The sequence below is a fragment of the Caballeronia sp. SL2Y3 genome, assembly GCF_022879575.1.
Taxonomy (GTDB): domain Bacteria; phylum Pseudomonadota; class Gammaproteobacteria; order Burkholderiales; family Burkholderiaceae; genus Caballeronia.
Window position 1 is genome coordinate 473,955 of record NZ_CP084261.1, and the last position, 24,757, is coordinate 498,711.

Annotated in this window: 23 protein-coding genes; 12 read left to right on the forward strand and 11 right to left on the reverse strand. The window is 66.4% G+C overall.

The genetic code is table 11. The features are described 5' to 3' along the window. Positions 1–15: 15 nt before the first annotated feature. From LDZ26_RS15480 to LDZ26_RS15490, 3 genes are read left to right on the forward strand one after another with little or no spacing between them, the layout of a single operon-like run. Positions 16–1,245 carry an HlyD family efflux transporter periplasmic adaptor subunit gene (locus tag LDZ26_RS15480; protein ID WP_244850035.1) on the forward strand — a complete coding sequence of 410 codons (1,230 nt, stop codon included), beginning with the start codon at positions 16–18 and terminating at the stop codon, positions 1,243–1,245. A 1-nt stretch (position 1,246) separates the two neighbouring features. Continuing rightward, positions 1,247–3,367 carry a peptidase domain-containing ABC transporter gene (locus LDZ26_RS15485; RefSeq protein ID WP_244850036.1) on the forward strand — a complete coding sequence of 707 codons (2,121 nt, stop codon included), beginning with the start codon at positions 1,247–1,249 and terminating at the stop codon, positions 3,365–3,367. Beyond that, positions 3,360–4,691 (forward strand): TolC family outer membrane protein, encoded by a 1,332-nt coding sequence (locus tag LDZ26_RS15490; RefSeq protein WP_244850037.1) that lies wholly within the window; start codon positions 3,360–3,362, stop codon positions 4,689–4,691. The genes LDZ26_RS15485 and LDZ26_RS15490 overlap by 8 nt, the downstream gene beginning before the upstream one ends. Before the next feature lie 10 nt (positions 4,692–4,701). Here the strand turns inward: LDZ26_RS15490 and LDZ26_RS15495 are convergent, their stop codons facing one another. Beyond that, positions 4,702–5,286 carry a TetR/AcrR family transcriptional regulator gene (locus tag LDZ26_RS15495; protein ID WP_244850038.1) on the reverse strand — a complete coding sequence of 195 codons (585 nt, stop codon included), beginning with the start codon at positions 5,284–5,286 and terminating at the stop codon, positions 4,702–4,704. 92 nt (positions 5,287–5,378) lie between these two features. Between LDZ26_RS15495 and LDZ26_RS15500 the strand changes: the two genes are divergently transcribed. After that, the gene (locus tag LDZ26_RS15500) at positions 5,379–5,846 is read left to right on the forward strand and encodes a nuclear transport factor 2 family protein (protein ID WP_175941336.1); all 468 of its coding nucleotides are present in this window, start codon (positions 5,379–5,381) and stop codon (positions 5,844–5,846) included. 21 nt (positions 5,847–5,867) lie between these two features. Here the strand turns inward: LDZ26_RS15500 and LDZ26_RS15505 are convergent, their stop codons facing one another. Further along, a complete protein-coding gene (locus LDZ26_RS15505) occupies positions 5,868–6,890 on the reverse strand; it encodes a transporter (RefSeq protein ID WP_244850039.1) in 1,023 nt (340 codons plus the stop codon). Between the two features lie 229 nt (positions 6,891–7,119). On the opposite strand from LDZ26_RS15505, the gene LDZ26_RS15510 reads away from it, so the two are divergent. The 3 genes from LDZ26_RS15510 (at position 7,120) to LDZ26_RS15520 (ending at position 8,531) form a co-directional block, all read left to right on the forward strand. Next, the gene (locus tag LDZ26_RS15510; RefSeq protein ID WP_244850040.1) at positions 7,120–7,467 is read left to right on the forward strand and encodes a hypothetical protein; all 348 of its coding nucleotides are present in this window, start codon (positions 7,120–7,122) and stop codon (positions 7,465–7,467) included. Positions 7,468–7,529: 62 nt separating this feature from the next. Next, entirely contained in the window at positions 7,530–7,961 is a 432-nt protein-coding gene (locus LDZ26_RS15515) for a response regulator (protein ID WP_244850041.1), read from the forward strand. A gap of 294 nt (positions 7,962–8,255) precedes the next feature. Continuing rightward, positions 8,256–8,531, forward strand: coding sequence for a hypothetical protein (locus tag LDZ26_RS15520; RefSeq protein ID WP_244850042.1), 276 nt, complete (start codon positions 8,256–8,258; stop codon positions 8,529–8,531). Positions 8,532–8,672: 141 nt separating this feature from the next. Here the strand turns inward: LDZ26_RS15520 and LDZ26_RS15525 are convergent, their stop codons facing one another. After that, positions 8,673–9,629: a chemotaxis protein gene (locus LDZ26_RS15525; protein WP_244850043.1), complete on the reverse strand. Its 957-nt coding sequence runs from the start codon at positions 9,627–9,629 to the stop codon at positions 8,673–8,675. Positions 9,630–9,932: 303 nt separating this feature from the next. Here LDZ26_RS15525 and LDZ26_RS15530 point away from each other — a divergent pair, with 303 nt between their 5' ends. The 5 genes from LDZ26_RS15530 to LDZ26_RS15550 all read left to right on the forward strand — a co-directional run bounded on the left by LDZ26_RS15530 (position 9,933) and on the right by LDZ26_RS15550 (position 13,458). After that, positions 9,933–10,373, forward strand: a complete 441-nt coding sequence (locus LDZ26_RS15530) for a CBS domain-containing protein (protein WP_175941349.1) — start codon at positions 9,933–9,935, stop codon at positions 10,371–10,373. Positions 10,374–10,491: 118 nt separating this feature from the next. Further along, positions 10,492–11,499 (forward strand): diacylglycerol kinase family protein, encoded by a 1,008-nt coding sequence (locus LDZ26_RS15535; protein WP_244850044.1) that lies wholly within the window; start codon positions 10,492–10,494, stop codon positions 11,497–11,499. Beyond that, positions 11,496–12,338, forward strand: coding sequence for a metallophosphoesterase (locus tag LDZ26_RS15540; RefSeq protein WP_244850045.1), 843 nt, complete (start codon positions 11,496–11,498; stop codon positions 12,336–12,338). The genes LDZ26_RS15535 and LDZ26_RS15540 overlap by 4 nt, the downstream gene beginning before the upstream one ends. Before the next feature lie 40 nt (positions 12,339–12,378). Continuing rightward, positions 12,379–12,768: an MAPEG family protein gene (locus LDZ26_RS15545; protein WP_244850046.1), complete on the forward strand. Its 390-nt coding sequence runs from the start codon at positions 12,379–12,381 to the stop codon at positions 12,766–12,768. Positions 12,769–12,780: 12 nt separating this feature from the next. Next, positions 12,781–13,458, forward strand: a complete 678-nt coding sequence (locus LDZ26_RS15550) for an alpha/beta hydrolase (protein WP_244850047.1) — start codon at positions 12,781–12,783, stop codon at positions 13,456–13,458. Here LDZ26_RS15550 and LDZ26_RS15555 read toward each other — a convergent pair. The 8 genes from LDZ26_RS15555 to cobA all read right to left on the reverse strand — a co-directional run bounded on the left by LDZ26_RS15555 (position 13,445) and on the right by cobA (position 24,716). Continuing rightward, a complete protein-coding gene (locus tag LDZ26_RS15555; protein WP_244850048.1) occupies positions 13,445–15,454 on the reverse strand; it encodes a hybrid sensor histidine kinase/response regulator in 2,010 nt (669 codons plus the stop codon). The two genes, LDZ26_RS15550 and LDZ26_RS15555, sit on opposite strands and share 14 nt — an antisense overlap. A gap of 250 nt (positions 15,455–15,704) precedes the next feature. Then, positions 15,705–15,863 (reverse strand): hypothetical protein, encoded by a 159-nt coding sequence (locus LDZ26_RS15560; protein ID WP_175941360.1) that lies wholly within the window; start codon positions 15,861–15,863, stop codon positions 15,705–15,707. A 141-nt stretch (positions 15,864–16,004) separates the two neighbouring features. Then, the gene (locus LDZ26_RS15565; RefSeq protein WP_244850049.1) at positions 16,005–18,824 is read right to left on the reverse strand and encodes an Hsp70 family protein; all 2,820 of its coding nucleotides are present in this window, start codon (positions 18,822–18,824) and stop codon (positions 16,005–16,007) included. After that, the gene (locus LDZ26_RS15570) at positions 18,825–20,708 is read right to left on the reverse strand and encodes an Hsp70 family protein (protein ID WP_244850050.1); all 1,884 of its coding nucleotides are present in this window, start codon (positions 20,706–20,708) and stop codon (positions 18,825–18,827) included. Beyond that, positions 20,705–21,295 (reverse strand): DUF2760 domain-containing protein, encoded by a 591-nt coding sequence (locus LDZ26_RS15575; protein ID WP_244850051.1) that lies wholly within the window; start codon positions 21,293–21,295, stop codon positions 20,705–20,707. The genes LDZ26_RS15570 and LDZ26_RS15575 overlap by 4 nt, the downstream gene beginning before the upstream one ends. A gap of 805 nt (positions 21,296–22,100) precedes the next feature. Then, positions 22,101–23,228, reverse strand: coding sequence for a CmpA/NrtA family ABC transporter substrate-binding protein (locus LDZ26_RS15580; RefSeq protein ID WP_244850052.1), 1,128 nt, complete (start codon positions 23,226–23,228; stop codon positions 22,101–22,103). A 20-nt stretch (positions 23,229–23,248) separates the two neighbouring features. After that, a complete protein-coding gene (locus LDZ26_RS15585; protein WP_175941369.1) occupies positions 23,249–23,824 on the reverse strand; it encodes an ANTAR domain-containing response regulator in 576 nt (191 codons plus the stop codon). A gap of 106 nt (positions 23,825–23,930) precedes the next feature. Then, the gene (gene cobA / locus LDZ26_RS15590) at positions 23,931–24,716 is read right to left on the reverse strand and encodes a uroporphyrinogen-III C-methyltransferase (protein ID WP_244850053.1); all 786 of its coding nucleotides are present in this window, start codon (positions 24,714–24,716) and stop codon (positions 23,931–23,933) included. Positions 24,717–24,757 lie beyond the last annotated feature (41 nt).

The following is a 24,757-nucleotide window of genomic DNA, read 5'->3' on the forward strand; positions in this document are numbered from 1 at the left end:
TACACGCAACCATTCATGCAACCGACCGAAATTCCCGAATTCAAAGATGTCCCGTGGCGCTGGATAGCGTACGCCACATCGATCTTCACGATCGTGGCGGTTGCCTTCGGTTTCGTGCATGAAATCGAGCTCAAGCAGGACGTGACCGGCGAGGTCGTTTCCGCATCCGAGGTCAAGATCCAGGGGTTAGCGGGGCTCGTATCGGCGATTTACGCGCGGCCTTCGGAGCATGTCGATCCGGGCACGCCGCTGTTCCGTCTTCAGCGCGACTTTTCGCTGACCACGGACGGCCTGCGTCGTCAAGCCTTCGATGAGAAGATGCGCGACGACCAGATCCGCTCGATCGACGAGCAGTACAGTGAGCGCCGGGTTCAGTTGAATGCGCAGCGGGAGACGGCGCGTCTGACCGAAGCCAGCAAGCGCGCGGAACTCGGCTCCCTCGACGCCCAGATCGCGCAAAACACCCAACTCGTCGGCGAATTCGAGCAACGGCTCGCGCGCCTTAATTCGGTCTCCGACTACGTGACGGCGGACAAGCTCGAACAGGCTCGCGCCGATGTGCATCAGGGCAAGGTGACGGTGGCGCAGAGCATCGCGCGCAGGCAGCAACTTGCGGGTGAGCTGGGCGCGTCCACCAGCAGTCAGACCGATCTCGAAGCGCAGTTGCGCGAGCTCGATGCACGCCATGCACGCGACGTACAGGACGTTCGCGCGCGGTTCGAGCGCGAGCGTCAGGATTCGACGGTGTCCGCGCCGAAGGGCGGCGTCGTCACGTTTTCCAGTCTGGTGGCGGGCCGCATGCTCGCGACCGGCGATGTCGCGATGGTGATTTCCACCAAAGAGAGCGGCCCGCTGCGGGTGGCGTTGAGCATTCCATCGCGCCGACGCGGCTTCGTGCGCGAAGGCCAGATCGTGCGCCTCAAGTTCGATGCGTTTCCGTATGCGAAGTTCGGGACGTACGAGGCGCGCATCGATTCCATTTCCGGCACCACGGTGCTGCCCGCGAGTCCGGTCGCGCCGCCCGGCACGCCCGGCGCGCCCGACCCGTCCGAAGAGACGCAAACCACGAAGGAGTCCGACGGCGACTACTTAGCGTGGGCGACGCTGCGCGGCAACACCTTCGATTTCGACGGGCAGCACTTCAAGATTCTTCCGGGCATGCGCGCGACGGCCAGCATCGTTGTCGAGCGCCGGACGATTGCCGAGTGGGTCCTGGCGCCGCTGTTCAGAATGCTGAGAGGTTGATGTGCGCGTTATCTATCAAAACGAAGTCGCCGAGTGCGGTTATGCGTGTCTCGCGATGGTGCTGTCCCATCTCGGCCGCGCGACCGAAGTGCGGGAACTGTCTGCCTACAAGCCGATTTCGGCGAATGGCCTGTCGCTCATGGACCTCTACGATGTCGCCACCGACTTCGGGCTTGCGGTGCAGGCGTATCGTTTCGATGCATCGGATCTCTCGGCGGTCAAGAAGGGCTCGATTCTGCATTTCGGCGGCGCTCACTTCGTGGTGTTCGAGAAAGCGGGGCACGGCTATGTCCGCGTGATCGATCCCGCCACGGGTCGCCGCCGCGTGTCGATGGACACGTTCCGCTCCGCCGTCTCGGGCTTCCTGCTCGAATTCGCCCCCACGCCGCAGATGCCGCGCATTCGCGCCAAATCGCGCGTGCCGGCGGCGCTCAAGCGCGTGCGGGCGCTCAGTCCGCAGATGAAGTCGCAGATCGGCAAGATCGTGTTCGTCGCGCTCGGCAGCCAGTTCGCCATTCTGGCCGCGCCGTACTTCGGCAACCTCGTGCTCGATTATGTGGTGGCGGCGGACAACCGCAATCTGCTGAACGTGCTCGTCGCGACCTTCGCCAGCATCTTCTTGCTGGGGGCGCTGAGCGAGTTCGTTCAGAAGTACCTCACCGAGTTGCTGTACAACATCACGCAGATCAACTCCACCGAGGGCCTGCTCGGCCATCTGCTGCGCAATCCGATGCCGTGGTTCGAAAAGCGCCACGTGGGCGATGTCTTTGCGCGCGTGAAGGCGCAGGACGAGATCAGCGTGTTCACCACGCGCACCACGGTGTCGCTCTTCATCGACCTGACGGTCGGCGCGCTCGCGCTCGTGCTGATGCTGATCCAAAGCCGTCAACTGGCCGGCGTGGCGTTGCTGATCTTCGCCGTCTACGTCGCGCTGGCGCTCAGCATGTTCGCCGCCATGCGCGACAACCATGCGCTGGTGCTGGAAACGTCCGCCCGTTGCGACGATTCGCTGATCGAGACCATTCGCGCTGCCTCGCTGCTGAAGCTGGCGCAAGGCGAGACGCGGCGCACCGCCATCTACATGACGATCTACAAGGCATACGCGGCGGCGCTTCTCAAGAGCAGCCGTCTCACGTGTACCCGCGACGGCTTGCTGAAGCTCGTGACTTACGCCGATACCATCGTCATCACGTGGCTGGCCGCGCGGCTGATGCTCGGCGGGAAGGTGTCGGTCGGCGTGTTCTATTCGTTCCTGATCTACAAGTCGCTCATGTCCGAGCGGCTCGCGAGCGGGATCAACGCCACGTTCCAGTACTTCATGTTGAGCGTGCCCACGGCGCGCGTCGACGATATCGTGGAGAGCGAGAACGAACGTTATACGCCGCTCGCGAATACGCAGCGCGCCACCGAAGTACGGTCCTTCAAGGACATCGAAGTGCGCGACGTGACGTTCAGCTACGGCATTTCCGACGAGCCGATTCTGAGGAGCGCGAGCATCCATATTCGCCGGGGCGAGAAGATCGCGATTACCGGTCCTTCGGGCAGCGGCAAGTCCACGCTTTTCAAGCTGCTGTCGGCGGCGGAACCGCTGCAGCACGGACATATTGCGCTCAATGGCATTGCATGGCCGAACCTGACGGTCGATGAAATTCGCCGGCATCAGGCGCATATGCGGCAGGGCGACATCATTCTGCACGGGTCCATAGCGGATAACGTGACGCTATTCGCCGCCGAGACGGACGAAGACCGCATTCACGCGATTCTCGCCGATGTCGGCCTCCTCGACGACATCATGCGTTTGCCGATGCGCACGCGCACCGTCATCAGCGACACCATCGCCAATATCTCCGCCGGTCAACGGCAGCGGCTGTTGCTCGCGTGCGCGCTGTATCAGCAGCGCGAACTGCTGCTGCTCGACGAACCGACATCGAATCTCGATCCGGCGTCGGTGCGGCGCATCGCGTCGCTGCTGCGCAATCTCGATCGCACGGTCGTCGTGATTACGCATGACATGTCGCTCGCTTCCGCGTTCGACACGCGCTATCGGTTCGCTGCGGGCGCGCTGGTGCCGGAGAGCGATGCATCGAGCACGGCCACGGCAGGCGAGACGCTCCATGCTTAAGCGACGCATTTGGCTGGCCGGGCTGGCGTGCGCGCTCGTCCTTGTCGATGCCGCACGCGCTGACGATCTCGTCGCCATCGTGCAACAGGCGCTCGATCACGACGCGGAACTCGGCCAGGCGCAGGCCGCGTATGAAGCCGCGAAGCAGGCGGTGCCCATTGCTCGGGCGGCGCTGTTGCCGCAGATCGCGGGCGGGTGGGGACGTTCGTACAACCGCATCGACATGGACGGTTTTCCGCGTCAGAAGTATTGGCAGAACGGCTGGATGGTGACCGTGACGCAGCCGCTCTTCGACTGGAGCAAGTGGACCGCTTACCGGCAGGCGGATTTCGTCGTCGCACAGGGCGCGGTGGATTTTGCCGGCGCACAACAGGCGTCGATTCTGCGGGCCGTGCGCGCCTATTTCGACGAGCTGGCCGCCGAAGACGAAGTGAAACGCAGCACGGAGTATCTCGCCGCGATCGACGCACAGTTGGAACAGGTGCGTCGGAAGCGCGCCGTGGGCGAGGTGACGCTCATCGACCAGCGCGAGGCCGACACCGCCCGCGAGCAGGCGCAATTGCAACAGGTCGATGCGCGTGAAGAACTCAGTGCGAAGCGCCGCGCGTTGCAGCAAGTGACCGGGCGGCCGTTCGCGGCGCTCGCCCCGTTGCCGGCGGGGACGGGCTTGCCGACGCTCGCGGGAGGCGAGGAATCGTGGGTCGAGCAGGCCAAGGCCCGCGGCTACGATGTGCAGTCGAAGCAACTCGGCTGGGAGATCGCCAAGTTCGATTCGGCCAAGGCTCGGGCGGCGCATTATCCGGTCGTCAGCGTGACGGGCAGTTATACGCCCGCCGGCGCCGCGTCGGGCTATGCGCGCCCGACGACGACCACGACCGGCATGCTGCAGATTCAGATTCCGCTTTATTCCGGCGGCGAAATTCAGGCGCGCATGAAGCAGTCGCTTGCTCTCGAAGACAAGGCTAAAGAGACCTACGAGCTTGCTTCGAATCAGGCAGAGGCTTCGGCCCGCGACAACTTCGCGAAGTACGTGCGCGAACGCCAGCGGACGGATGCGCTTTCGCATCTCGTGGAAAGCGCCCGCGATACGCTCAGTGCAACCGAAGTCGGTTTCAAGATTGGAAGCCGCACCGGCAATGACGTGCTACGCGCCATCGACACGCTGTACACCGCCCGCCGCGATCTGCTGCGCTCGCGTTATGCGGCGGTGGTGGCGTTTCTGCAGTTGAAGGCGGACGTCGCTACCTTGAGCACCGACGACATCGCGGACCTGAACGGCAAGCTCTGCTGCGCATTGCCGAGGTCGGGCACAGACGCGCGCTAGGCGTCTCTCATTACCCCGCGCTCGTTGCCGCGCGCCTCACCGCGCGGACCACGCGTGCGAGGGCTTTAAACGCATCGGCGGGGGCGTCGGAGAATTGCGCCGCGACGATCGCGCCATCCACCGCGAGCGCGAGCGCCTGCGCGTCCGCCTTCGCGGTGCGTGATGGCGGCATCAGCGCGCGAATCGCGGCGGTCATGTCGCGCTTGTGCCGCCGCGCAATCTCGACGGCCTGCGGCAGCGTGCCGCCCACTTCGACCACCGAATTGATGAACGCGCAGCCGCGATACGCGTCGCCGCCGAACCATTCGGCGAGCGTCGGTACGAGCGCCGAGAGCGTGCCGCCGTGACGCGAAAGGCCGTCGCGGAACCACGTCATCCAGTTGTCGTGCCGATATTCCAGAAACGCGACGATGAGGTCGTCCTTGCTCGCGAAGTACCGGTAGAACGTCTTCTTCGCCACGCCCGATTCCGCGATCACCCGGTCGATTCCCGTCACGCGGATGCCGTCGCGGTAGAAGAGGTCGTGCGCGGTGCGCAGAATGCGGGCATCCGGTGGAAGCTCGGTGGAGTCGGCGGGGGAGGCGATCATGTTCATGCGGCTAATTGTAGACAGGTCTGTCTACCTGCGCTAGAGTGCGCTTCAGGTAGACAACTCTGTCTACCGCGCCAACGTCAACAGGACATGCCATGGAAACCAGACCGCCTCTCCCCCCGTTCGACGCTGAAACTGCCGCCCTGAAGGTCCGTCTCGCCGAAGACGGCTGGAACACGCGCGATCCCAAGCGCGTGGCGCTTGCTTATACCGAGGACACGCGCTGGCGCAATCGCGCGGAATTCGTCAACGGACGCGCGGAGGTCGAGGCGTTTCTGCATCGCAAGTGGGTGCGCGAGCTCGATTATCGGCTCATCAAGGAACTGTGGGCGTTCACCGGAAACCGTATTGCCGTGCGCTTCGCGTATGAATGGCACGACGATTCGGGCAACTGGCATCGCAGTTATGGCAATGAGAACTGGCAGTTCAACGAGGCCGGGCTCATGACGCATCGGCATGCGTCGATCAACGATCTGCCGATCAAGGAATCCGAGCGCAAGTATCACTGGCCGCTCGGGCGCCGCCCCGACGATCACCCGGGACTGAGCGATCTCGGGCTTTAGCCGAAGAAAGGCGAGCGACGCTCACATATCGCGCCTGCGGCGGAACGCCCACCTTCCGGCGAGCACGGTGAAGCTCGCGACGATCGCCACGAGCAGCCAGAAGCCGTGATGGTTCTCGGCGAGCGGTATGCCGCCGACGTTCATGCCGAAGAAACCGGCCACGATATTGATCGGCAACGCGAGCACGGTCACGAGCGTCAGCGTGAAAAGCGTGCGGTTGCTCTGCTCGTCCATGCGCGTCGCGATTTCTTCCTGTAGCAGCTTGATGCGCTCGACGAGCCCGGCGAGGTCGTTGAGGACGAGCGAGAATTCCTCGGTCGCGTCGCGCAGGTCCTGGATGTCCTGCGCGTGCAGCCAGCGCGGCGGGCGCGCGAGCAGCCGGAACACCGAGCCCGGTTCGGGCGCGAGCAGCCGTTGCAGCCTCACGAGCACGCGCCGCTGCGCGCCGAGATCGGAGCGGGTGGTGGACGCGTGCGTAGACAGGAAACGATCCTCGATGCCGTCTACTTCCGCGCTCGTCCGCCGCACGATCTGCACGAGCAGATCCGCCTGATCGCGCAGCAGATGCGCGAGCAGCTCCGCCGGCGAGCGGAAGACTTCGCCGCGCCGCACCGACTCGCGCAGCGAATCGACGGAACGCAGCGGCTTCATGCGCGCCGTGACCAGCAGCTTCTGATGCGTGTAGACCCAGAGCGTCGCAATTTCCGAGGGCGTCAGCTCGAAATTGAACATGACGTCGTTGATGACCGCGAACAACGCGCCTTCCTGATGCTCGATGCGCGTCGAATGCGAGCCCTCGTGCAGCGTGTCGAAGAACGCGTCGGGCAAGCCGAGCCGGGTTTTGATCCAGCGCTCGCATGCGCTGTTGGCGAGGTCGAAGTGCAGCCAGAGGAACTCTTTTGCCGTGTCGTCGCGGTCGACCCAGTCGCTTGCCTGCTCCGAATCGATGGGCTCGCCGGGTTGATCGACGCGAAAGCGGAAGCCGCAGACGAGGCCGGTGAAGTCGGAACCGTAGAGCGATGTTTGCGGGATAGCGGTTTTCATGCGGTCGTTATGTGCGGTCGAAGACTGGCGGCTTGCTTCGTCAGGCGCTAGTGTGCCACCGCTCGGGCTCGCGACGCGGGTCTGGTGCGCTCGCCCGCGGAAACAGTCGCGGCATTCGTGCCGCGGAATGTAAGAATGATTGTCATATTGACGGCGTATGATGACCGCGTAAGCGACGATAGACGCCGTTCCCGGCGCGCGCCGACTGTCAAACTTGGGGAGAAGGCTTGTGGACGATGACCGTGACGATCTGGATGGCGCGACGCAAACCACTGCGGCGGGGCTGATACGCCTTGCATCGGTGATATCCGGTCTGGCGCGCGACGGCGCGCTCGACACGCGCTTCGGCGCGAAGCTCTACAAGCGGCTCGATAAGGAAGCGCGGCGCGTAGCGGCCGGCGGCGAGCCGGCGTGCGAGGAGGCGGACCGCGATGCGCTCGTGGCCGCGCTCGGCGAACTTGACCTGGCGCTGCGGCAGCGCGACGCCGCCTCGCTCGTTGAGGCGAATGCGCGCCTGCGCGAGAGCGAAGAAAACGCCGCGAAACGGCGCAAGGGCAAGCGCGAAGCCAGCGCCTGACCGGTCGCCCGGGCTGGCGCGATTCGTGCGGTACGGCCGTCAGACGAATATCCCGACTTGCCATGCCCGTGAATTTGCATTCGCCCCGATGCGCTCTCTGGACCAACCGCAGTATCGACGTCGATCTCCCGTGCTGGCGCATTCTCGTCGTCGATGACAACGCTTCCAGCGCCGAGGCGCTCGCCGCGGCGCTCACCGCCGACGGATTCGAGACGCGGGTCGCACTGTCCGGCGTCGATGCCCTTCATGCGGTCGACGGCTGGGTGCCGCACATCGTCATTCTCGACATCAGCATGCCGGAGCACGACGGCTTCGCGACCGCGCGTGTGCTACGGCGCATCGCCCGGACGCGCGACGCGGGGATCATCGCGTTCACCGCGCTCGGCGAAGAACTTGTGCGCACGAAAGGGCTGCACGCCGGCTTCGACGCGTACTGCCAAAAGGGCAACTCTCCCGCGACGCTCGTCCATCTGATGCAGCGTCTCGTTCACTGATAACGTCCCGAATCGCGCTTCGCCGACGCCGACAGCACGAAATTATTCTGTCCCTACCGAACAGCGTCGTCGACGCGGACGACTCTCTGCGCCTTACGCGGCGCGGCTTTCAGCCATTTCGCACGCCCGTGCGGCCAGCGATTGTTGGCGCTGGATGAAAAGTGTATTGAAATATATCGGGATAAAAAAACGATAGTAGGGGTATACACTGCTTTCCATCGACGTAGCAGACAGTTTCTCGCAAGACCGCTGCGGCGCTTTCTGAATCAACGTCAACCGTCTTTGGAGCACACCATGAAACGCAATCTTCTCGCTACCCTTCTTATCGCCGCTTCCGCCACCCTCGCTGCGCCCGCTTTCGCAAGCGGCTACGGCCCGGCTCCGTTCTATCGCCCGGCTGCCGGCGCTCCGACGTCGCAACAAGGCCCGAGCGCCCAAGCAATCGCTGCTGAAGAGCACGCACACGGCGTCGACGCTAACGCCTACGGTGGTTCGCGTGACTCGCTGGCTCAGTCCGGCGCCCGCACGCAAGCAGCAAACAGCACCAACTCGGTCTTCTTCGGTCACTGATCGAACCGGTCTGGCCGGCTTATCCGCCGGCTTTCAAGACTGAAGCAATCCATTCGGCGCCCGGCGCGGCAGACTCACAAGGTCTCCCCGCTCCGGGCGCCGATGCTTTTGCGCCGCCGATCGCTGCCGATCGCCGCCGTTTCAGGCGTTGACGATCGCGCCGCGCATCACGGTGGCGAGTTCGGACGCCTCGAACTTCGACACATACGCGTTCGCGCCGACCTTGCGCACGTGCTGCTCGTTCGCCGATCCCGACAGCGACGAGTGAATCACCACCGGAATGTGCTGCAAGCCGCTGTCCGCCTTGATGCGGCGCGTGAGCGTGAAGCCGTCCATCTCGGGCATTTCGAGGTCGGTGAGCACGAGAGCGATTTCGTCGGAGACCTCGGTGCCGTGCTTCTGCGCCTTGCGCAGCGCGGCTTCGAGCACATCCCACGCTTCCTGTCCGGTCTTCGTCATGACGAACGGCACGCCCATCGCGGTCAGGCTCTGTTCGATCAGCGCCCGCGCGACGCCCGAATCGTCCGCGGCCAGCACGCGTGCGCCCGGCTTCAGTTGCAGACGGCCGGTGCGCGCTTCCGTGATGTCCGATTCCTGGCCCGGCAGCACGTCCCGCACGATGCGCTCGACATCCAGCACCTGCGCGAGGCGCGAGCCGTCGACGTTGCCGTCGAGGCGCGCAAAGCTCGTCACCGTGCGTCCGCTCGAATGCGACTCCGCCGACAACACCTGATTCCATTCCAGCCGCACGATATCGTCGACTTCCTCGACCGCGAAGCCCTGCGTCGTGCGCGCGAACTCGGTCACGAGCAGAATCTTCGGGCCGTTCTTCGGGCGGCAGCCGGTGATGCGCGCGAGGTCGATCACCGGAATGATCTGCCCGCGAATGTCCGCGACGCCGAGAATCTCCTCGCTCGAACCGGCAACGGCGGTGATCGTCGGCATCGCGAGAATCTCGCGCACCTTGAAAACATTGATGCCGTACAGTTCGCGCTGCTCCGAATCCGGCGCCTCGCCCAGCTTGAAGAGAAGCAACTCGAACATGTTGCTGCCCGCGAGCCGCACGCGCTGCTCGATATCCTGTTGTGAAGTGCTCACTGCTTCTCCTGTGGTGTGGGCGGTTGCGCCGCGTAGTCCTGGCGGACGACGGAATTCCGCGCGATGCCTGATTAGCGGCAGGAATCGGTGAAACTGAAGGCGGGCAAAGCACAGGTGCGGCGGCGCTCGTGTTCCGCTGCGTGTCCTATACTCTTCGCGAATGGTCGGGTTAATGCCGATGAAGGCATCGGGCGGAAGCCTTACGCTCATACAGCGCAGCAACGTGTTCCGGATACAACGCAGCGCGCCCGGCAGTCCACAACGCGGACGGCGAACGGCGCGCAAGTCAGACGGAGGCGGTCGATGGCAACAGTCGCAAAGGTTCTGAGCTCGAAACCCGAACAGACGGTCTATACGATCGCGGACACGGCGCCGGTCTTCGACGCGATCAAGCTGATGGCGGACAAGCACATCGGCGCGGTGATCGTCACGCGCGGCGACGAAATCGTCGGCATCATGACCGAGCGCGACTACGCGCGCAAAGTCGTGCTCATGGACCGCTCGTCGAAAGACACGCCGGTGCGCGACATCATGACTTCGCACGTGCGCTACGTGCGGCCCGACCAGACCACCGACGACTGCATGGCGCTCATGACCGACAAGCGCATGCGCCATTTGCCGGTGATCGACAACGGCAAGCTCGTCGGCATGATCTCCATCGGCGATCTGGTCAAGAACATTATCTCCGAGCAGCAGTTCACCATTCAGCAGCTCGAGTACTACATTCGGGGCGAGCACACGTAAGCCTCAGGCAGCGCACGCTCCCGTTGTAAGGCTTTCGTTATAATCGGCACGGCTCGCCGGCCGCTTCGACGCGTTTCGGCGCAGGCAATCATGCGACGAACCGCAAGGAGCGCAGCCGATGACCGTGTCCGCACCCTTGGCCGATGCGTCGGCCGCCGCCCGCGCGCTTGCGCCCGACGCGCCGTTTTTCATCGTGATGAACGCCGGTTCCGGCCGCAGGCAGGCGGACGAAACACGCGCGGCTTTGGCGCGCGAGTTCGGCGCAGCGGGGCGGCGCTTCGATCTGCGCGTGGTCGACAAGCCCCGGCGTCTCGCCGCCGTCGCACGCGAAGCCGCCGAGCTGGCCCGCGCGCAACGCGGCGTGCTCGTCGGCGCGGGCGGCGACGGCACGCTCTGCACGGTCGCCGAAGCGGCGCTGAAAGCTGACGTGCCGTTCGGCGTGCTGCCGCGCGGCACCTTCAACTACTTCAGCCGCGATCACGGCATTCCCGCCGATCTGGACGCATCCACGAAACTGCTGCTCGACGCGCGCGCGTATCCGGTGCAGGTCGGTTACGTGAACGACCGCATGTTCATCGTCAACGCGAGTCTCGGGCTGTATCCGAAGCTGCTCGAAGACCGCGAAGCCTACAAGCGGCAATTCGGCCGCAGCCGGCTCGTCGCGCTGTGGTCGGCGCTTTTCACGCTGTTGCGGCGGCATCGTCATTTGAGGCTGCATATCGAGCATGAGGGACGCACGCGCGAAGTGCGTTCGTCGACGCTCTTCGTCGGCAACAACCGGCTCCAGCTCGAACAGATCGGCATGGCCGAGGCCCGCGCAGTGGAACACGGCTTGCTCGTCGCGATTGCGCCGCGACCCATCGGGCGGCTCGCGCATCTGCTCTTGTCGCTGCGTGGCGCGGCGGGACGTCTCGCCGATTCGGACCACGTCGAGAGCTTCACGTTCGACAGGATCACGGTGACGCGGCCGTCGCGCGGATTGCGTTCGACGGGCAGACGCCGCGTCAAAGCCGCGACCGACGGCGAAATCGCGTGGCTCGACATGCCGCTCGAATTCCGCGTCTCGGAACGGCCGTTGCTGTTGCTCAAGCCCGAGCCCGACGTGGCCGAAGCCAATCGCTCATGACCGTATTGCTGCATATTTCCGATCCGCATTTCGGCACCGAGCGGCCCAAAGTCGTCGCGGCGCTGTTGCGTCTTGCCGAAGCCGTGCCGCCCGATGTCGTGATCCTGTCGGGCGACATCACGCAGCGGGCGCGCCGCTATCAGTTCGACGAGGCGCGCGCCTTCATGAATACGTTCGGCGCGACGCCCGCCGTGGTCGTGCCGGGCAATCACGATATTCCGCTCTACGACGTGTTCACGCGGCTCGTGCGCCCGTACGCGAATCATCAACGCGCGTTCGGCGCGGAACTGGAGCCGTCGTTCGAATCGCGCGATGTGCTCGTGCTCGGCGTCAACACGACGCGGCCGTATCGCCACAAGGACGGCGAAGTGTCGATGCCGCAAATCCGGCGCGTCGCGGCGCGCCTGGAGGCGGCGAGCGCGGCTCAGTTGCGCGTCGTGGTCACGCATCAGCCGGTGGCGGTCTCGCGCGCGAGCGACGAGACGAACCTGCTGCACGGGCGCGAGCGCGCGGTGCCGCGCTGGGCGCGCGCGGGCGCAGACCTGATTCTCGGCGGACATATTCATCTGCCGTACGTGCTGCCGCTGCACGACACGTTCGCCGACCTGCCGCGCCGCCTATGGGCGGTGCAGGCGGGCACGGCGCTGTCGTCGCGCACGCGGGCGACCGTCGGCAATTCCGTGAACGTCATCCGCTACGCGTGCAACGCGACCGGGCGGCGCGCGCGCGTGGAACGCTGGGATTACGCGGAGCCGAGCGGCCGCTTCGAACAGCTTGCGAGTCATGATCTCGCGCTCGACAGTGCGCCGCAGGCTGCGGCGCTGACATCGGCCGAATGAAGCGCGCGCCTGAGACAATAGACGCCCGACAGGAGACGCCATGAGTTTTGAACTGACGATGCTGGCCTGGACGCTCGTGCTCGCGCTGGTGCAAGTGCTGCTGCCGGCGCTCTTGCGCAACCGCGAGACCGGCATCCGCTACAACACCGGCCCGCGCGACGGCCCCGCGCCGCCGCCCGGCAAGCTCACCGCGCGTCTGATGCGCGCGCAGTCGAATCTCTTCGAGACGCTGCCGGTCTTCGCGGTGGCCGTGCTGATCGTTCACGTGACCGGGCGTGAGAACCCGCTCACGCACTACGGCGCGCTGGCCTACTTCATCGCGCGGGTGGTCTACGTGCCGCTGTACGCGGCGGGCGTGCCGTTTTTGCGCTCGCTTGCGTGGCTGGTGTCCGTGGTCGGCATCATTCAGATCCTCGTTCCCATCATTTAGAGAGAAGTGCACATGAGCGATTCACCGTCGGTCGTCGAAATCGAAACTGCGCCGAATCCCGAATTCGCCGTCATTCTGATGCACGGCCTCGGCGCCGACGCGAACGACTTCGTGCCGCTCGTGCCCGAACTGCGCCTCGCCGATGCGCCTGCCGTGCGCTTCGTCTTTCCGAACGCGCCGGAGATTCCGGTCACGGCGAACAACGGCTACGTGATGCGCGCGTGGTACGACATTCTGTCGTTCGAGGGCATCAACCGGAAGGTGGACGAAGCGGGCATCGAGGCGTCGGTCGAGCGCGTGCGGGCGTTGATCGCCGAGCAGAACGCGCGCGGCATTCCGACCGAGCGCATCTTTATCGCCGGCTTTTCGCAGGGCGGCGCGATGACGTATCACGCCGGTCTCACGCATCCGGAAAAGCTCGCGGGCCTGATCGTGCTGTCGGGCTATATCCCGTCGCCAGGTCTGATCGACGCCTCGATCAGCGAAGGCAACCGCGCCGCGCCGGTGTTCGCCGCGCACGGCAGCTTCGACGACGTGCTCGACGTGCGGCTCGGCGAGGAAGCGTGCGAGTTCGCGCGCGGCCACGGTTGCGCCGTGGACTGGCACGCGTACCCGATGGCGCATACGGTCTGCATGGAAGAGGTCGAAGCGCTGCGGGCGTGGTTCGCGGCGCGGCTTACCGGCCGTTGAACGCGTCCGCCTCGATCATCGACACCATGCCGCGACGCAGCTCGGCCGGGCTCACCGGCTTGCTCAGCACGTCGTGGTCGCAGGCGAGCGGCACGATGGTCGCCGCCGGCTCGCCCGTCACGACGAGGCAAGGGCACGCGCGCCCGAGCTTGCGCGCGCCGAGCATCGCGACTTCGCGGGCGGTTTTCGCATCGCCCAAGCGGTAGTCGGTGATGATGAGATCGGGAAAGCGTTCGATGGTCGCGAGCATCGCTTCGTATTCTTCGAACGTCGCGGCGGAGTCGTAGAGCACGCCCCATTGCGAAAGCAGCGCCTCGGTGGAGGCGCGCACGAGACCGTCGTCTTCCACGAGCAGCACATAGCGCCCGTCCAGTTGCGCCGCTTCGGCGGCTTCGGAGCGCGCCGGCGCGCGCGCGGACGGCTGATCGGGCGACGGCCCGCATAGCGGAATATCCACGGAGAAGCGCGAGCCGCGTCCTTCGGCGGACTTCAGTTCGATGCGGTGTTCGTCGAGCATCGAGATCACCGCATTCACGATCGACAGGCCGAGCCCCAGCCCCTTGTCGCGATCCTGCTCCGGGTTGTCGACCTGAAAGAACGGCTGAAAAATGGCGTCGAAGTAATCCGCCGGTATGCCGATGCCGTTGTCGAGCACGTCGATACGCGCGCGCGTCGGCGAGCGCACCACGCCGACGATCACCGTCGGCTTCGCGCGCTTGGCGGTATCCGCGTACTTGATGCCGTTCGACACCAGATTCGCCACCGCGCGGCCGAGCCAGTGCGCGTCGCTGCGCACGCATACGACATCGTCTTTCGGCAGGCGCAGGCGCAAGTCCACGCCACGGCTCCTGGCGAACGGGCGCAACTGCTCGGCGGCTTCCTCGACGATCTCGCGGACATCGAATACGTGATAGCGCGGCACGACGCGCCCCGATTCCAGCCGCGACAAGTCCAGCACGGCGTTCAGGAGGCGCGCGAGAATCACCGACGAGCGCCCGCATTCGTTGATGAGGCGCTCGGCCTGATCGAATTCCTCGTTGCGAATGGCTTCGGCGGCCGCTTGCAGGAAGAGATTGAGCGCGTGCATCGGCTGCCGCAGGTCGTGCGTCGCGGCGGCGAGGAAGTTGGATTTCTCGCGGCTCGCCGTCTGCGCGGCGATCATTTGCTGTTCGCGCAGCGCGAGCAGCGCGTTGGTCTTCGTCTCCTGATCCTTCTTCGCGATTTCCAGTTCGCGATTCTTGCGTTCCAGCGAGCCGTTCGCGCCGCGCAGTTCGTCGTTGAGCGACGCCAGCGCGCGCTCGGCCAGATACCGTTCCCGCGACACGCGCTCGGCGTGCGCACAGACGCCGTGCCCGACCACCACGACGTTGAACATATAAAAGAGCCCGGCGAAGAAATCCTCCGCGTTGAGCAGCCCGACCGTGATCTGCAGGAAGACGACGGAGGCCATCGTGATGACGCCGACCATCAGCGCGGCGCGCGAACGCAGATAGAAGAAGCTGAACTGAAAGAAGAGCGCGAGGTACAGGCCGATGAAGTACTGCGTGTAGTTATACGGCGCGGGCGTGATCGCCACCATCGTCAGGATGAGGCAGAGCAGGCCGTAAATGCCGGTGAGGATGACGCGGTGCGCCGTCGCGTGCGAGCGAAACGACGGCCGCAGCACCAGAAAGCCGACGCAGATCAGGAGCGCGACGCCGGCGAAGCGCAGCGTCAAAATGTCCGCGAGCCGCACGTTGAGCGCCTTGTTGCCGCGCACGAAGCTGAAATCCCACCACAGAAAGCACGTCCAGATGACGAGCGCGAGCAGCGCCGACGCGCGCCGGAACGCGCAGAACCGCTGGCTGTGGTCCTCCAGAAACTGCGCTTCGAGCGCGGCGTCGGAGAAGGGCGCCGGAATCGACAAGTTGCGCACGAGACTCGCGCCGGCTTCGCGGGCGGCGGCGGTCAGGATTCCTTCAGCGCGCACGGAGGCGGCGCGTGGCGGGACGGCCATCGTCGGGATCTCGAAAGAGCGGTGCAGGGGAGGTTAACTACTTTAAATGAAGGCTGCCATGTGGCAACGCCTTTTTTGCGCGCCGATCTGCTGGCGGGCGGCAAAAAGTGCGGTCTCGCGGATCGCGATTGCTTTTCGGGAGCGCAGAAAGCCGAACGGCGAGCGGACCGATGGTTATCGCTTGCCGCTCGCCGTTTCGAAGGACAGCCGTGACCGATCCCCGCGCTCGAGCGCGGTACCAGCCGATCACTTACGACTTCGGTTTCGCTTTCGTGGTGCGCTTGCCGACGCTCATTTCCTTCGCGCTCGCGGTCTTCGCGGTGTTCGCCTTGGTGCCGGCGGTTTTCTTGCGGCTCGACATTTCCGTGTCGGCGGGGTGGCTCGCTTGAGCCTTACGCGGGGATGGCATGGTGGACCTCCTTCAGTGAGTGTCGAAGCGACACACTGATAACCTTAGGACGCGTGCGGCCGCTATTCAAGCGATGACGAGTCCGAGCGCGCCAAATCGCTTCTGAGAGCGAAGCAATTGCACGCGCCGGGCTCGGGCCGTTCAGCCGATGAGCTTCAGCCCCGCCGGCAAGGTCTCGCCGAACACGCGGCCTTCGTCGGCGCGATCGAGCGCGACGGTCTCGCTCACCATCGCGATCCACGATTGCGCGGCGCCTTGCGTCGTGAGCCGTTCGATGACGGCCGCGCGCACGTCGTCCGCGACATCGCGCGAGCGGTCGCCGGTCATGCGCGCGATCTGCACCGCCGCGAACGCCGCAGGCTCGACCTTCTTCCAGTCGAGCGCGAGGATCGCATGGAGCCAGCGCGCGGCGACCTCCGGCGGCACGACGCCATGCGCGCTGCCATAGAACGGCTGCCGCGCGCCGATGCGCCCGACCGCCCACCAGCTTTGCAGATTCTCCGAAGGCTTCTTCAGGCGCGTGAGCAGCCACTCGCCGACCTCGATCTTGCGCTCGACCGGCACGCGTTCGAGCGATGCCGCGAGCCGCACCATGTCCTCGTAGCCCGCGCGCGCCGCGCCCGCCGCGCGCCGATAGCGGCTCGTGCCGGGCGGCTGGAGCACGAAAGCCATGTCGTCGAGCAGACGCAGTTGCGCCGCTTCGTCGAGCCCGCCCGCCGCGCGCCGCCAGAGCGTCCACCATTCCGACCAGATCTGGTTCTCGTTGACGTACTGGATGCCTTGATCGAAGAGCGTCCACAACTGCTCGACGCGCCATTCGTCGAGCGGATGCCCGAAGCCGGGACGCATCGCATAGCCCGCGAGGTTGAGCCACAGGCGTTCGTGGTCGGCGCTGCGCCGACGCTTCTTCGCCCGGTCCCACAGCGCGCCGAAGAGTTCACGCAGTACCACGATGTCCCATGTGTCGCGCGGCCCGAGCGCCTGTTCGAGTTGCGCGCGCAGCCGTTTCACTTCCTTCGGGGCGACGTCCTGCGCGCGCGTGCCGAAAGTGCGGTCGATCAGTTCGATGGCTTTCGGCAGCGCCGGATGCGTCTCTCCGGCGGCGGCATCGCCCTTCGGTTCCTCGCGGCGCAGTTGGAATTCGAGCAGCCAGCGTTGCGCGGGATCGTCCGTGGCGATGCAGTGCATCTCCAGCGTGCCGACTTCCGTCAGCGATGTCGTGAGCTGCACCGGCGTCTCGCTCGGCTTGCCGGCGTTGGCGTGGCCGCGCGGATCGACGACCGTCGCGATCGGCGGCAGTCGCACGAAGTCGCCGCCTGCAGCGCTCACATCGGCGATTTCGCCAGCCCGGTACGCGGTATCCGCGACCGACGAGACGAGGTGAAAGCGCACCGGCGCGCCGAGCCGCAGCGCGAAGGTGCGATCGGCGAGATGGATCGCCTGGCCTTCTTCGGTGCCGCGCGGCAGCACGCAGACGCCGCGCGACGCGTCGCCGTCTTCGTCGAGCAGCAGGAAGTAGCTGCGCGCCGAACCGCCGCCGATCTTCGGCGCGTGGCCCGCGCGCGCAAGCGCATAGGCGACCGCGCCGCGCGCGACGGCCACGTCCGGGTCGTCGTTGGCGAGCACGTGCACCGGCTCGCCGCGCCAGCGGCCGAGCGTATCGGCGACGCGTTTCGCCAGCGGCGCAGCGCGAAAGACGCCGCCGTTCAACAGCAGCGTGTCGGGAACGGGAAGGGCGTCATCGGCTTTCGAAGCTTCGCGCAACGCTTCGCGCGAAGGCGTCGCGTGCTGCGCGAGAAACGCCGCGACGTGGCGCGTGATCGCCGGATCGCTGGCATAAGGCAGCCCGAATTCGACGATGCCGGCGCGCGTGCGCCCCGGCCGCTCGTTCTCGGACACGAGCGGAAAGAAGCCCTCGACGATGATCCGTTCGATCTCTTCGCGCGTCACCTCCGCCGAGCGCGCGCCGCCGATCAGCTTCGATCCCGCGCCGAGCAGCGTGATGGACGCGGACGCGGGCGCGTTCTCGCCGAGCAACTGTTCCTTGGCGGCGCGGCACCGCTCGACCAGTTGCGACAGCCGCGCCGCCGACAGCCGTCCGTCGCCGCCCGCGAGCTGCTTCTCGACGAGATGCGCAAGGGCGAGGTCCATGTTGTCGCCGCCGAGCATCAAGTGATTGCCGACGCCGATGCGCGTGAGACGCGGCTCTTCGCCGTCGCCGGCTTCGACCTGAATGAGCGTGAGATCGGTCGTGCCGCCGCCGACGTCGCAGATCAGCACGAGGCGCGTCTCCGCGAGTTCGTCGCCGAGCGTCTCGCGGTGGTGAAAGAGCCAGTCGTAGAACGCGGCCTGCGGTTCTTCGAGAAGCCGCAGCGCGTGAAGCCCGGCCATGCGCGCTGCTTCGACGGTGAGGGCGCGCGCGCCTTCATCGAAGGAAGCGGGCACGGTGAGCACGATGTCCTGCGCTTCCAGCGGCGCGTCGGGGAACTGCTGGTTCCACGCGGCGCGCACGTGCGCGAGATAGCTCGCGCTCGCGGCGACGGGCGAGATCTTGGCGACATCGTCGCTTGCGCCCCAGGGCAGAATCGGCGCGACGCGATCCACCGATGCATGCGAGAGCCAGCTTTTCGCGCTCGACACGAGCCGCCCCGGCACCTGCGCGCCGAGATGGCGAGCGAGGCGGCCGATAACCGCGGGCGGCTCGGTCGCCGAAGCCGGCGGCCACGGCAATTGCACGTCGCCCGGCGCGAGTTCGCCCCGCGCGGGGTGATACCGCAGCGACGGCAGCAGCGGCTGCGCGGCCACTTCGCCGGGACCGACGAGCTGCTCGACCGGAAACACGCGGATATCGTTCGAGCCGGCCTCGGCATAGGCGACGACGGTATTGCTCGTCCCGAGGTCGATGCCGACGCGATACCGCGCGCCCGACGCCGCCGACGGCTTCTTCTTGCGCGCCGACACTTACAGGCCCGCGCCGTGATCCGCGCTTGCGCTGCCGCGCACGTCGAACTCGACCTTCCAGCGTTCCTGCGAGCCGCGCGGGACCGCTTCGAGTTCCAGCGTGCCGGCTTCCGTCACGCGCGCGTGCAGCTTGACCGGCACGACTTCGCCCGGCGTGCGCCCTTCGGACGGCAGCGATGCTTCGATCTCTTCCAGTTCCTGCAATTCGTCCGGCTGCCAGTAATCGAGCAGCGTGCCGACCTGATCCTGCCTGCGCACCGACGAGCCGAAGAAGCGGAAATGCACCGGCTCCCCGACGACCAGCCCGAACTCCTGCGCCGGCAATGCCGCGTCGGTGCCTTCCTCCATGCCGAACGGCGCGACGCACAGCGCGGACACTGGCGGCTCCAGGCCGGGCACGGCGGGCATCGCTGATTCCACCGCCACGTAATACGCCCGCGCCGTGCCGCCGCGGATGCGCACGCCCTTGCCGCGACGCACGTAGCCGTAATAGGCCGCGCCGCGCGCCACCGCGAGGTCCAGGTCCGCGCCTTCGAGCAGCCGCGCGGGCGGCGCGTTCTCGGCAGCGAGCCACGCGTTGAGCGTCGTCATCACGCGTTCGACCAGCAAGTGCGACTTGAACACGCCGCCGTTGAACAGCACGGCGGTGGGATGCAGGAGCGTCGCGCCGGGCGGCACGTCGCGCTGGATGCCCTCGACTTCGGCAAGCGCGTTCACTTGCCGGCCGAGGAACGCGGCCAGATGGCGCGTGACGGCCGCATCCTGTGCGTACGGCAGCCCGAGTTGCGTGAGACCGACCCGAGCGCGCGCCACCGGGCGGGCGGACGCGTCCACTTGCGGGAAGAAACCTTCGAGCAGAATCTGCGTGAGCTCGGCGCGCGTGAGCTCGGTGCGCAGAGATCCGCCGATCAGCTTCGAGCCGCGGCTCGGCACGACGAGCGGCACGGTGTCGGTATTGGGATCGGAGAGCAGCGTTTCCTTGGCCGAGCGGCACGCGTAGGTCAGCGCGCGCAATTGCCACGGATCGGCCTGCGTGCCTTGAGTGGCGAGCTTGCGAGCGACGACGTGCGCGAGCGCCAGGTCCATGTTGTCGCCGCCGAGCAGAATATGCTCGCCGACCGCCACGCGATGCAATTCCAGATTGCCTTCGCGCTCGACCACCGCGATCAGCGACAAGTCGGTCGTGCCGCCGCCTACATCGACGACGAGAATCACGTCGCCCACCTTCACCTGCTTGCGCCAGCCGCCGCCCGACTTCTGAATCCAGCTATAGAGTGCCGCTTGCGGTTCTTCGAGCAGCGTCATGCGCGCATAGCCCGCGGCGGCCGCCGCTTCGGCCGTGAGCTCGCGGGCGGCGGGATCGAACGAGGCGGGGATCGTCACCGTGACGTCCTGCTGATCGAACGGCGCGTCCGGATGCGCGTGGTTCCACGCCTCGCGCAAATGCGTCAGATAGCGCACCGAGCTTTCCAGCGGCGACACGCGCTCGACTTCCTCGGGCGCGTCGGCCGGAAGGATCGCGGCGCGCCGGTCCACGCCGGGGTGGCACAGCCAGCTTTTCGCGCTCGACACGAGCCGGATGGGCGTGCCCGCGCCGCGACTGCGCGCCAGTTCGCCGACGATGAACGGCCGCTCCTGCGTCCACGGCAGCGTCAGGTCGCCGGGCGCGAGTTCGTTCGGATGCGGCAAGTAGAGGAACGACGGCAGCAGATCGCGCTCCTCGGCGGCGCCGGGCGCGGTCAGCTGGGCGACGGACAGCACGCCCTGCGCGGTTTTCTCGCCGTCGCTCGCGGACAAATCCACGTACGACAGCGCGCAATGCGTCGTGCCGAGATCGACGCCGATCGAATAGCGCGGCGTGTTTTGCTGGTCGAAGTCGCTCATAGCTCCACCTCCGCCGGGGCGACGATGCTCGCGTCATGCGTCTCGGCGAGCTTCGGCAGGCGCGTTGCCTCGACCTTCCATCCGCGATGGCTGATGCTGCCGTTGAACGGCGGCTTGCCGACGACGTTGCCCGTGAGACGCACGGCGCTTGCGTCGAAGCCGTCCGGCAGCGTGATGCGGCTGCCTTCCGCTTCGCTGCGCACCGGCTTGATGGTGAAGTGCTCGCGCAGCACGGCGCGGCAGCCGTCGTGCACGAGGCGCGCGGCCGCGCCGATGTCGGCGTCGCTGTAATTGGCGATGTCTTCCTCGACGAAGTCGATGAAGCGGGCGTCGCGCTGCAGGAGGCCCAGCAACTGGAGCGCGGCGACCGGGCTCGCTTCCTTCAGCGGCGAGGGCGCGGGTGCCGGTGCAACCGGTGCAACGGGCGCTGCGGCGGGCGCCGGCGTCTTGATGGGCGCTTCCGGCGCTTCGCCCGCTTCGCGCAGACGCTGCACGCGGCCGGCGAACGCGCTGTTGCCGAGGATGCCGAAAAACGCGCCGAAGGCGATGGACAGCCGGCCGAAAAAGGACGGATTCATGTCGGTCATGGATGATGCTCCTGTAGGCCGCGTTCGAGGACGACCTTATCCTCGGGCGGCGCGGGTGGCCGAATTCGGTGGCTGACCGGCCGCAGGGCCGGTTGCCGTGGATGCTGCGTCGGCGCGACATGCATCGCGCGCCGGTGAGACGAGCGCAGGAAACGCCGGGGCGTTCGTGCCTCATCCCGTTATTGTCCATGAAGTTGCGCATCACGCGGGAAAACATCCTCGCGGGCGGGTTTGGGCTGGCTGCTCGTCGGGGGCGTCGCGCGTGGCGGCGGCGCTCATTCTCGGGATTTGCGGGGGTAAGTCAAGGCGGGGTGTGCGTTTGCGCGTTGGCGCGGCGCGCATGGCTGAAGCGTCGAGCTTTCGCGGCCGGGCGGCGAATCGGGGCCAAGTAAGGGGCCGGGTCCGGGTGCGAGGTTGAGTTCGAGGGCAAGCCACGCGTAAGCTCAGGTCTCAACCCGAGCCGCGAGCCCAGCCCCGAGCGGTGGCGCGGAGCCTCGGCTCGCAAGCCGCCACAAGCCGCCACGCGCAGACCGCAACCCGTGAGCCAAAGCCGCAAGGCACAAGCCGATGCGGCCGCGCGAAGCATCCACGAAGTTTATTGAGCAAAGCGCAATCGCTGGCGGGCGTGGTATCACACAAGCAGCGCAGACGACACCATCTAAACGGCGATGCCATCACAGCACCGGCGAGTGATCATCCAGCCGAACGAGGCGGGGCGGACCCGAAGCACGCACGCCGATCGCCCAACGCGGTCCATTCACCGGTTCTTGCTGAATGCGCCATCTTCGGTGTGGTCCGCGCCGCTTCAGGCTCTCACATCGAACCCGGCGACATACGCCACCGGATCGCTGCCATCCCACACGCGGCCGTCGCAGAGCGTGGCGGCTTGCCTTTCCGCAGGGATGGGCACGCCCGAAGCGCCCGCCGCCTCGCGATACAGAGCCGTCTGGTTCACGGCCGCGGCAATGGCGGCGTCGTCGCTCTCGGCGACGAGCATGCCCCATCGACGATACTGCGTGATGAACCACAAGCCCTCCGAGGCGCGCGGATAGTTGACCGCGCCGTCATCGAAGAAGCGCACCGGCGCGATGCCATGCGGCGCGCCGAGCCGTGCTTCGATCAACTCGCGCGGCACGCCCAGCAAGTCGGACGAAGCGAGTGCTTGCGCGATCTCCGCGCGATGCTCGGGTCGGTCAACCCAGGCGCACGCATCGAGCATCGTGCGCACCAGCGCACGCGCGGTATTCGGATACAGCGCGACAAAATCGCGCCGGCAGGCGAGCACCTTCTCCGGATGATCCGGCCATATCTCGCTCGTATGGACGACCGTGCGTCCCGCGCCGCGCGCTTCGGCGACGCCGTGCCACGGCTCGCCCGCGGAGAAGCCGTCGAGCGTGCCTTCGGCGAGCGCCTCGGCCATACGCGGCGGCGGAATCACTACACTGCGCACGTCGCGCAACGGATGCACGCCGTTCGCCGCGAGCCAGTAGTAGAGCCACATCGCATGCGTGCCGGTCGGGAACGTCTGCGCGATAACCGGCACGCGACCGAGCGATGCCAGCGCGTCCTTCACGCTGGCCCGTTGGCGGATCGCGTCGGCGATCGGAGTCGATAGCGTGATCGCCTGTCCGTTGCGATTGAGCACCATGAGCACGGCCATGTCGGCCTGCGGCCCGCCGATGCCGAGTTGCACGCCATACACGAGCCCGTAGAGCGCGTGCGCCGCGTCGAGTTCGCCCGACAGAAGCTTGTCGCGCACGACGGCCCACGACGGCTGCCGGCACAACTCGATCTCGATGCCGTGGCGCTGTCCCATCTCGCGCAGCGCGGCGGCGGCGAGCGGCGCGGCGTCGCTGAGCGCGACAAAGCCGAGCCGCAGATGCGTGCGTTCGGGCGCGTGCGTGGCGGATGAAGCGGATATAGGCGAATTCATGACGTGATAAGGAGTACTGTCTAACCGAGCAGGTCGGCCACGGAAAGAAGCTGGCGGGCGATTTCCGCGACTTTCACGCCTTGGTCCATCGCGCGTTTGCGCAGCGTGGCGTAAGCGTCGTTTTCCGACATGCCGCGCCGTTCCATCAGCAGACGCTTCGCGCGGTCGATGAGCTTGCGCTGCGCGAGTTCGTTCTCGACTTGTTCCAGCCGCAGCCGCAGCCGCGCCTCGTGAGCGAAGCGCGCGAGCGCGACCTCGATGATCGGCGCGAGCCGCTCCGGCGCGAGGCCCTCGACCGAGTAGGCCGTCACGCCCGCACCGACGGCAGCGCGGATGAACTGCTGATCCGCGTCGTTGCTGAACATCAGCACGGGGCGCGGCGCGGCCTGGTTCATCACCGCGAGCTGTTCGAGCGTGTCGCGCGAAGGGGAGTCCGTGTCGATGATGACGACATCCGGCTTCTGGCTCTCGACGGCTGCATGCAGCTTGGCAGGCGCGGCGACCTCGGCGAGCATCTCATAGCCCATGCGGGCGAGCTGATCGCGAAGATCGCCGATGGGCTTGTCGGTGTCGGTGACGAGTAGGACGCGAAGCATCTGTTGAGCGGGGAGCGGTGTTCGAAGTATCGGTGGATTCGACTCTAACGCACGACGCCACGAGCGAAAACCTGGCCGAATGGCATAGGCCGCATGACGGCGTCTCTCAGGCCGCGTGCGCGAAACCGCGCTCGCGGCGCGGCGCCGAATCAACCGCAAACTCGACCGCTTCGCCGATCGCTCCGCCCACCAAGATCACTGCCGGGCTGCCGAGTCCGGCTGCGGCGGCATCGGTGGCAAGGCGATCGAGCGTGGTCACGAGCCGCTTCTCATGCGCCGAGCCGGCATGCTGCACGACCGCCGCCGGCGTGCTCGCCGGCAGCGCGTCGAGCAGCGTCGCCGCGATACTCGCGATGCGGCTCATGCCCATGTAGATGGCGAGCGTCATGCCGGTGGCCGCGAGCGCGCGCCAGTCGGGCTCGCCGTGGTCCTGCATGTGCGCGGTCACGAAGGTCACGCCCTGACAATGATCCCGATGCGTGAGCGACATGCCGAGACTCGCCGCCGCAGCAAAGCCCGACGAGACCCCGTTCACGATGTCCACCGGAATGCCCGCGCCGCGCAGCGCGGTCAGCTCCTCGCCTGCGCGACCGAACAACAAGGCGTCGCCGCCCTTAACGCGCACGACGTGCAGGCCTTTCTTCGCGTAACGCTGCATGAGGCGCTCGATGAACGCTTGAGGCGTGGACTTGCAGCCGCCGCGTTTTCCCACGCGAATCACGCGAGCGCGCGGTGCGAGGGTGACGATGTCCTGATTCGCGAGGTCGTCGAGCAGCAGGATGTCCGCTGCGGCAAGCACGTTGGCGGCGCGGATGGTCAAGAGATCGAGGTCGCCGGGTCCTGCGCTCAGCAGCGTGACTTTGCCTGGGTTCTTCGCGGGAGTGGTGCTCATGTTGGGTCCTGTATCGCATGTTGCTGGATTCGGCGCGGCGA

Bases quoted from the DNA above. Each gene is read 5' to 3' on its own strand.
- LDZ26_RS15480 (WP_244850035.1), top strand. From the start codon at position 16: ATGCAACCGACCGAAATTCCCGAATTCAAAGATGTCCCGTGGCGCTGG.
- LDZ26_RS15490 (WP_244850037.1), top strand. From the start codon at position 3,360: ATGCTTAAGCGACGCATTTGGCTGGCCGGGCTGGCGTGCGCGCTCGTC.
- LDZ26_RS15495 (WP_244850038.1), bottom strand. From the start codon at position 5,286: ATGAACATGATCGCCTCCCCCGCCGACTCCACCGAGCTTCCACCGGAT.
- LDZ26_RS15500 (WP_175941336.1), top strand. From the start codon at position 5,379: ATGGAAACCAGACCGCCTCTCCCCCCGTTCGACGCTGAAACTGCCGCC.
- LDZ26_RS15505 (WP_244850039.1), bottom strand. From the start codon at position 6,890: ATGAAAACCGCTATCCCGCAAACATCGCTCTACGGTTCCGACTTCACC.
- LDZ26_RS15515 (WP_244850041.1), top strand. From the start codon at position 7,530: ATGCCCGTGAATTTGCATTCGCCCCGATGCGCTCTCTGGACCAACCGC.
- LDZ26_RS15520 (WP_244850042.1), top strand. From the start codon at position 8,256: ATGAAACGCAATCTTCTCGCTACCCTTCTTATCGCCGCTTCCGCCACC.
- LDZ26_RS15530 (WP_175941349.1), top strand. From the start codon at position 9,933: ATGGCAACAGTCGCAAAGGTTCTGAGCTCGAAACCCGAACAGACGGTC.
- LDZ26_RS15535 (WP_244850044.1), top strand. From the start codon at position 10,492: ATGACCGTGTCCGCACCCTTGGCCGATGCGTCGGCCGCCGCCCGCGCG.
- LDZ26_RS15540 (WP_244850045.1), top strand. From the start codon at position 11,496: ATGACCGTATTGCTGCATATTTCCGATCCGCATTTCGGCACCGAGCGG.
- LDZ26_RS15545 (WP_244850046.1), top strand. From the start codon at position 12,379: ATGAGTTTTGAACTGACGATGCTGGCCTGGACGCTCGTGCTCGCGCTG.
- LDZ26_RS15550 (WP_244850047.1), top strand. From the start codon at position 12,781: ATGAGCGATTCACCGTCGGTCGTCGAAATCGAAACTGCGCCGAATCCC.
- LDZ26_RS15555 (WP_244850048.1), bottom strand. From the start codon at position 15,454: ATGGCCGTCCCGCCACGCGCCGCCTCCGTGCGCGCTGAAGGAATCCTG.
- LDZ26_RS15560 (WP_175941360.1), bottom strand. From the start codon at position 15,863: ATGCCATCCCCGCGTAAGGCTCAAGCGAGCCACCCCGCCGACACGGAA.
- LDZ26_RS15570 (WP_244850050.1), bottom strand. From the start codon at position 20,708: ATGAGCGACTTCGACCAGCAAAACACGCCGCGCTATTCGATCGGCGTC.
- LDZ26_RS15575 (WP_244850051.1), bottom strand. From the start codon at position 21,295: ATGACCGACATGAATCCGTCCTTTTTCGGCCGGCTGTCCATCGCCTTC.
- LDZ26_RS15580 (WP_244850052.1), bottom strand. From the start codon at position 23,228: ATGAATTCGCCTATATCCGCTTCATCCGCCACGCACGCGCCCGAACGC.
- LDZ26_RS15585 (WP_175941369.1), bottom strand. From the start codon at position 23,824: ATGCTTCGCGTCCTACTCGTCACCGACACCGACAAGCCCATCGGCGAT.
- cobA (WP_244850053.1), bottom strand. From the start codon at position 24,716: ATGAGCACCACTCCCGCGAAGAACCCAGGCAAAGTCACGCTGCTGAGC.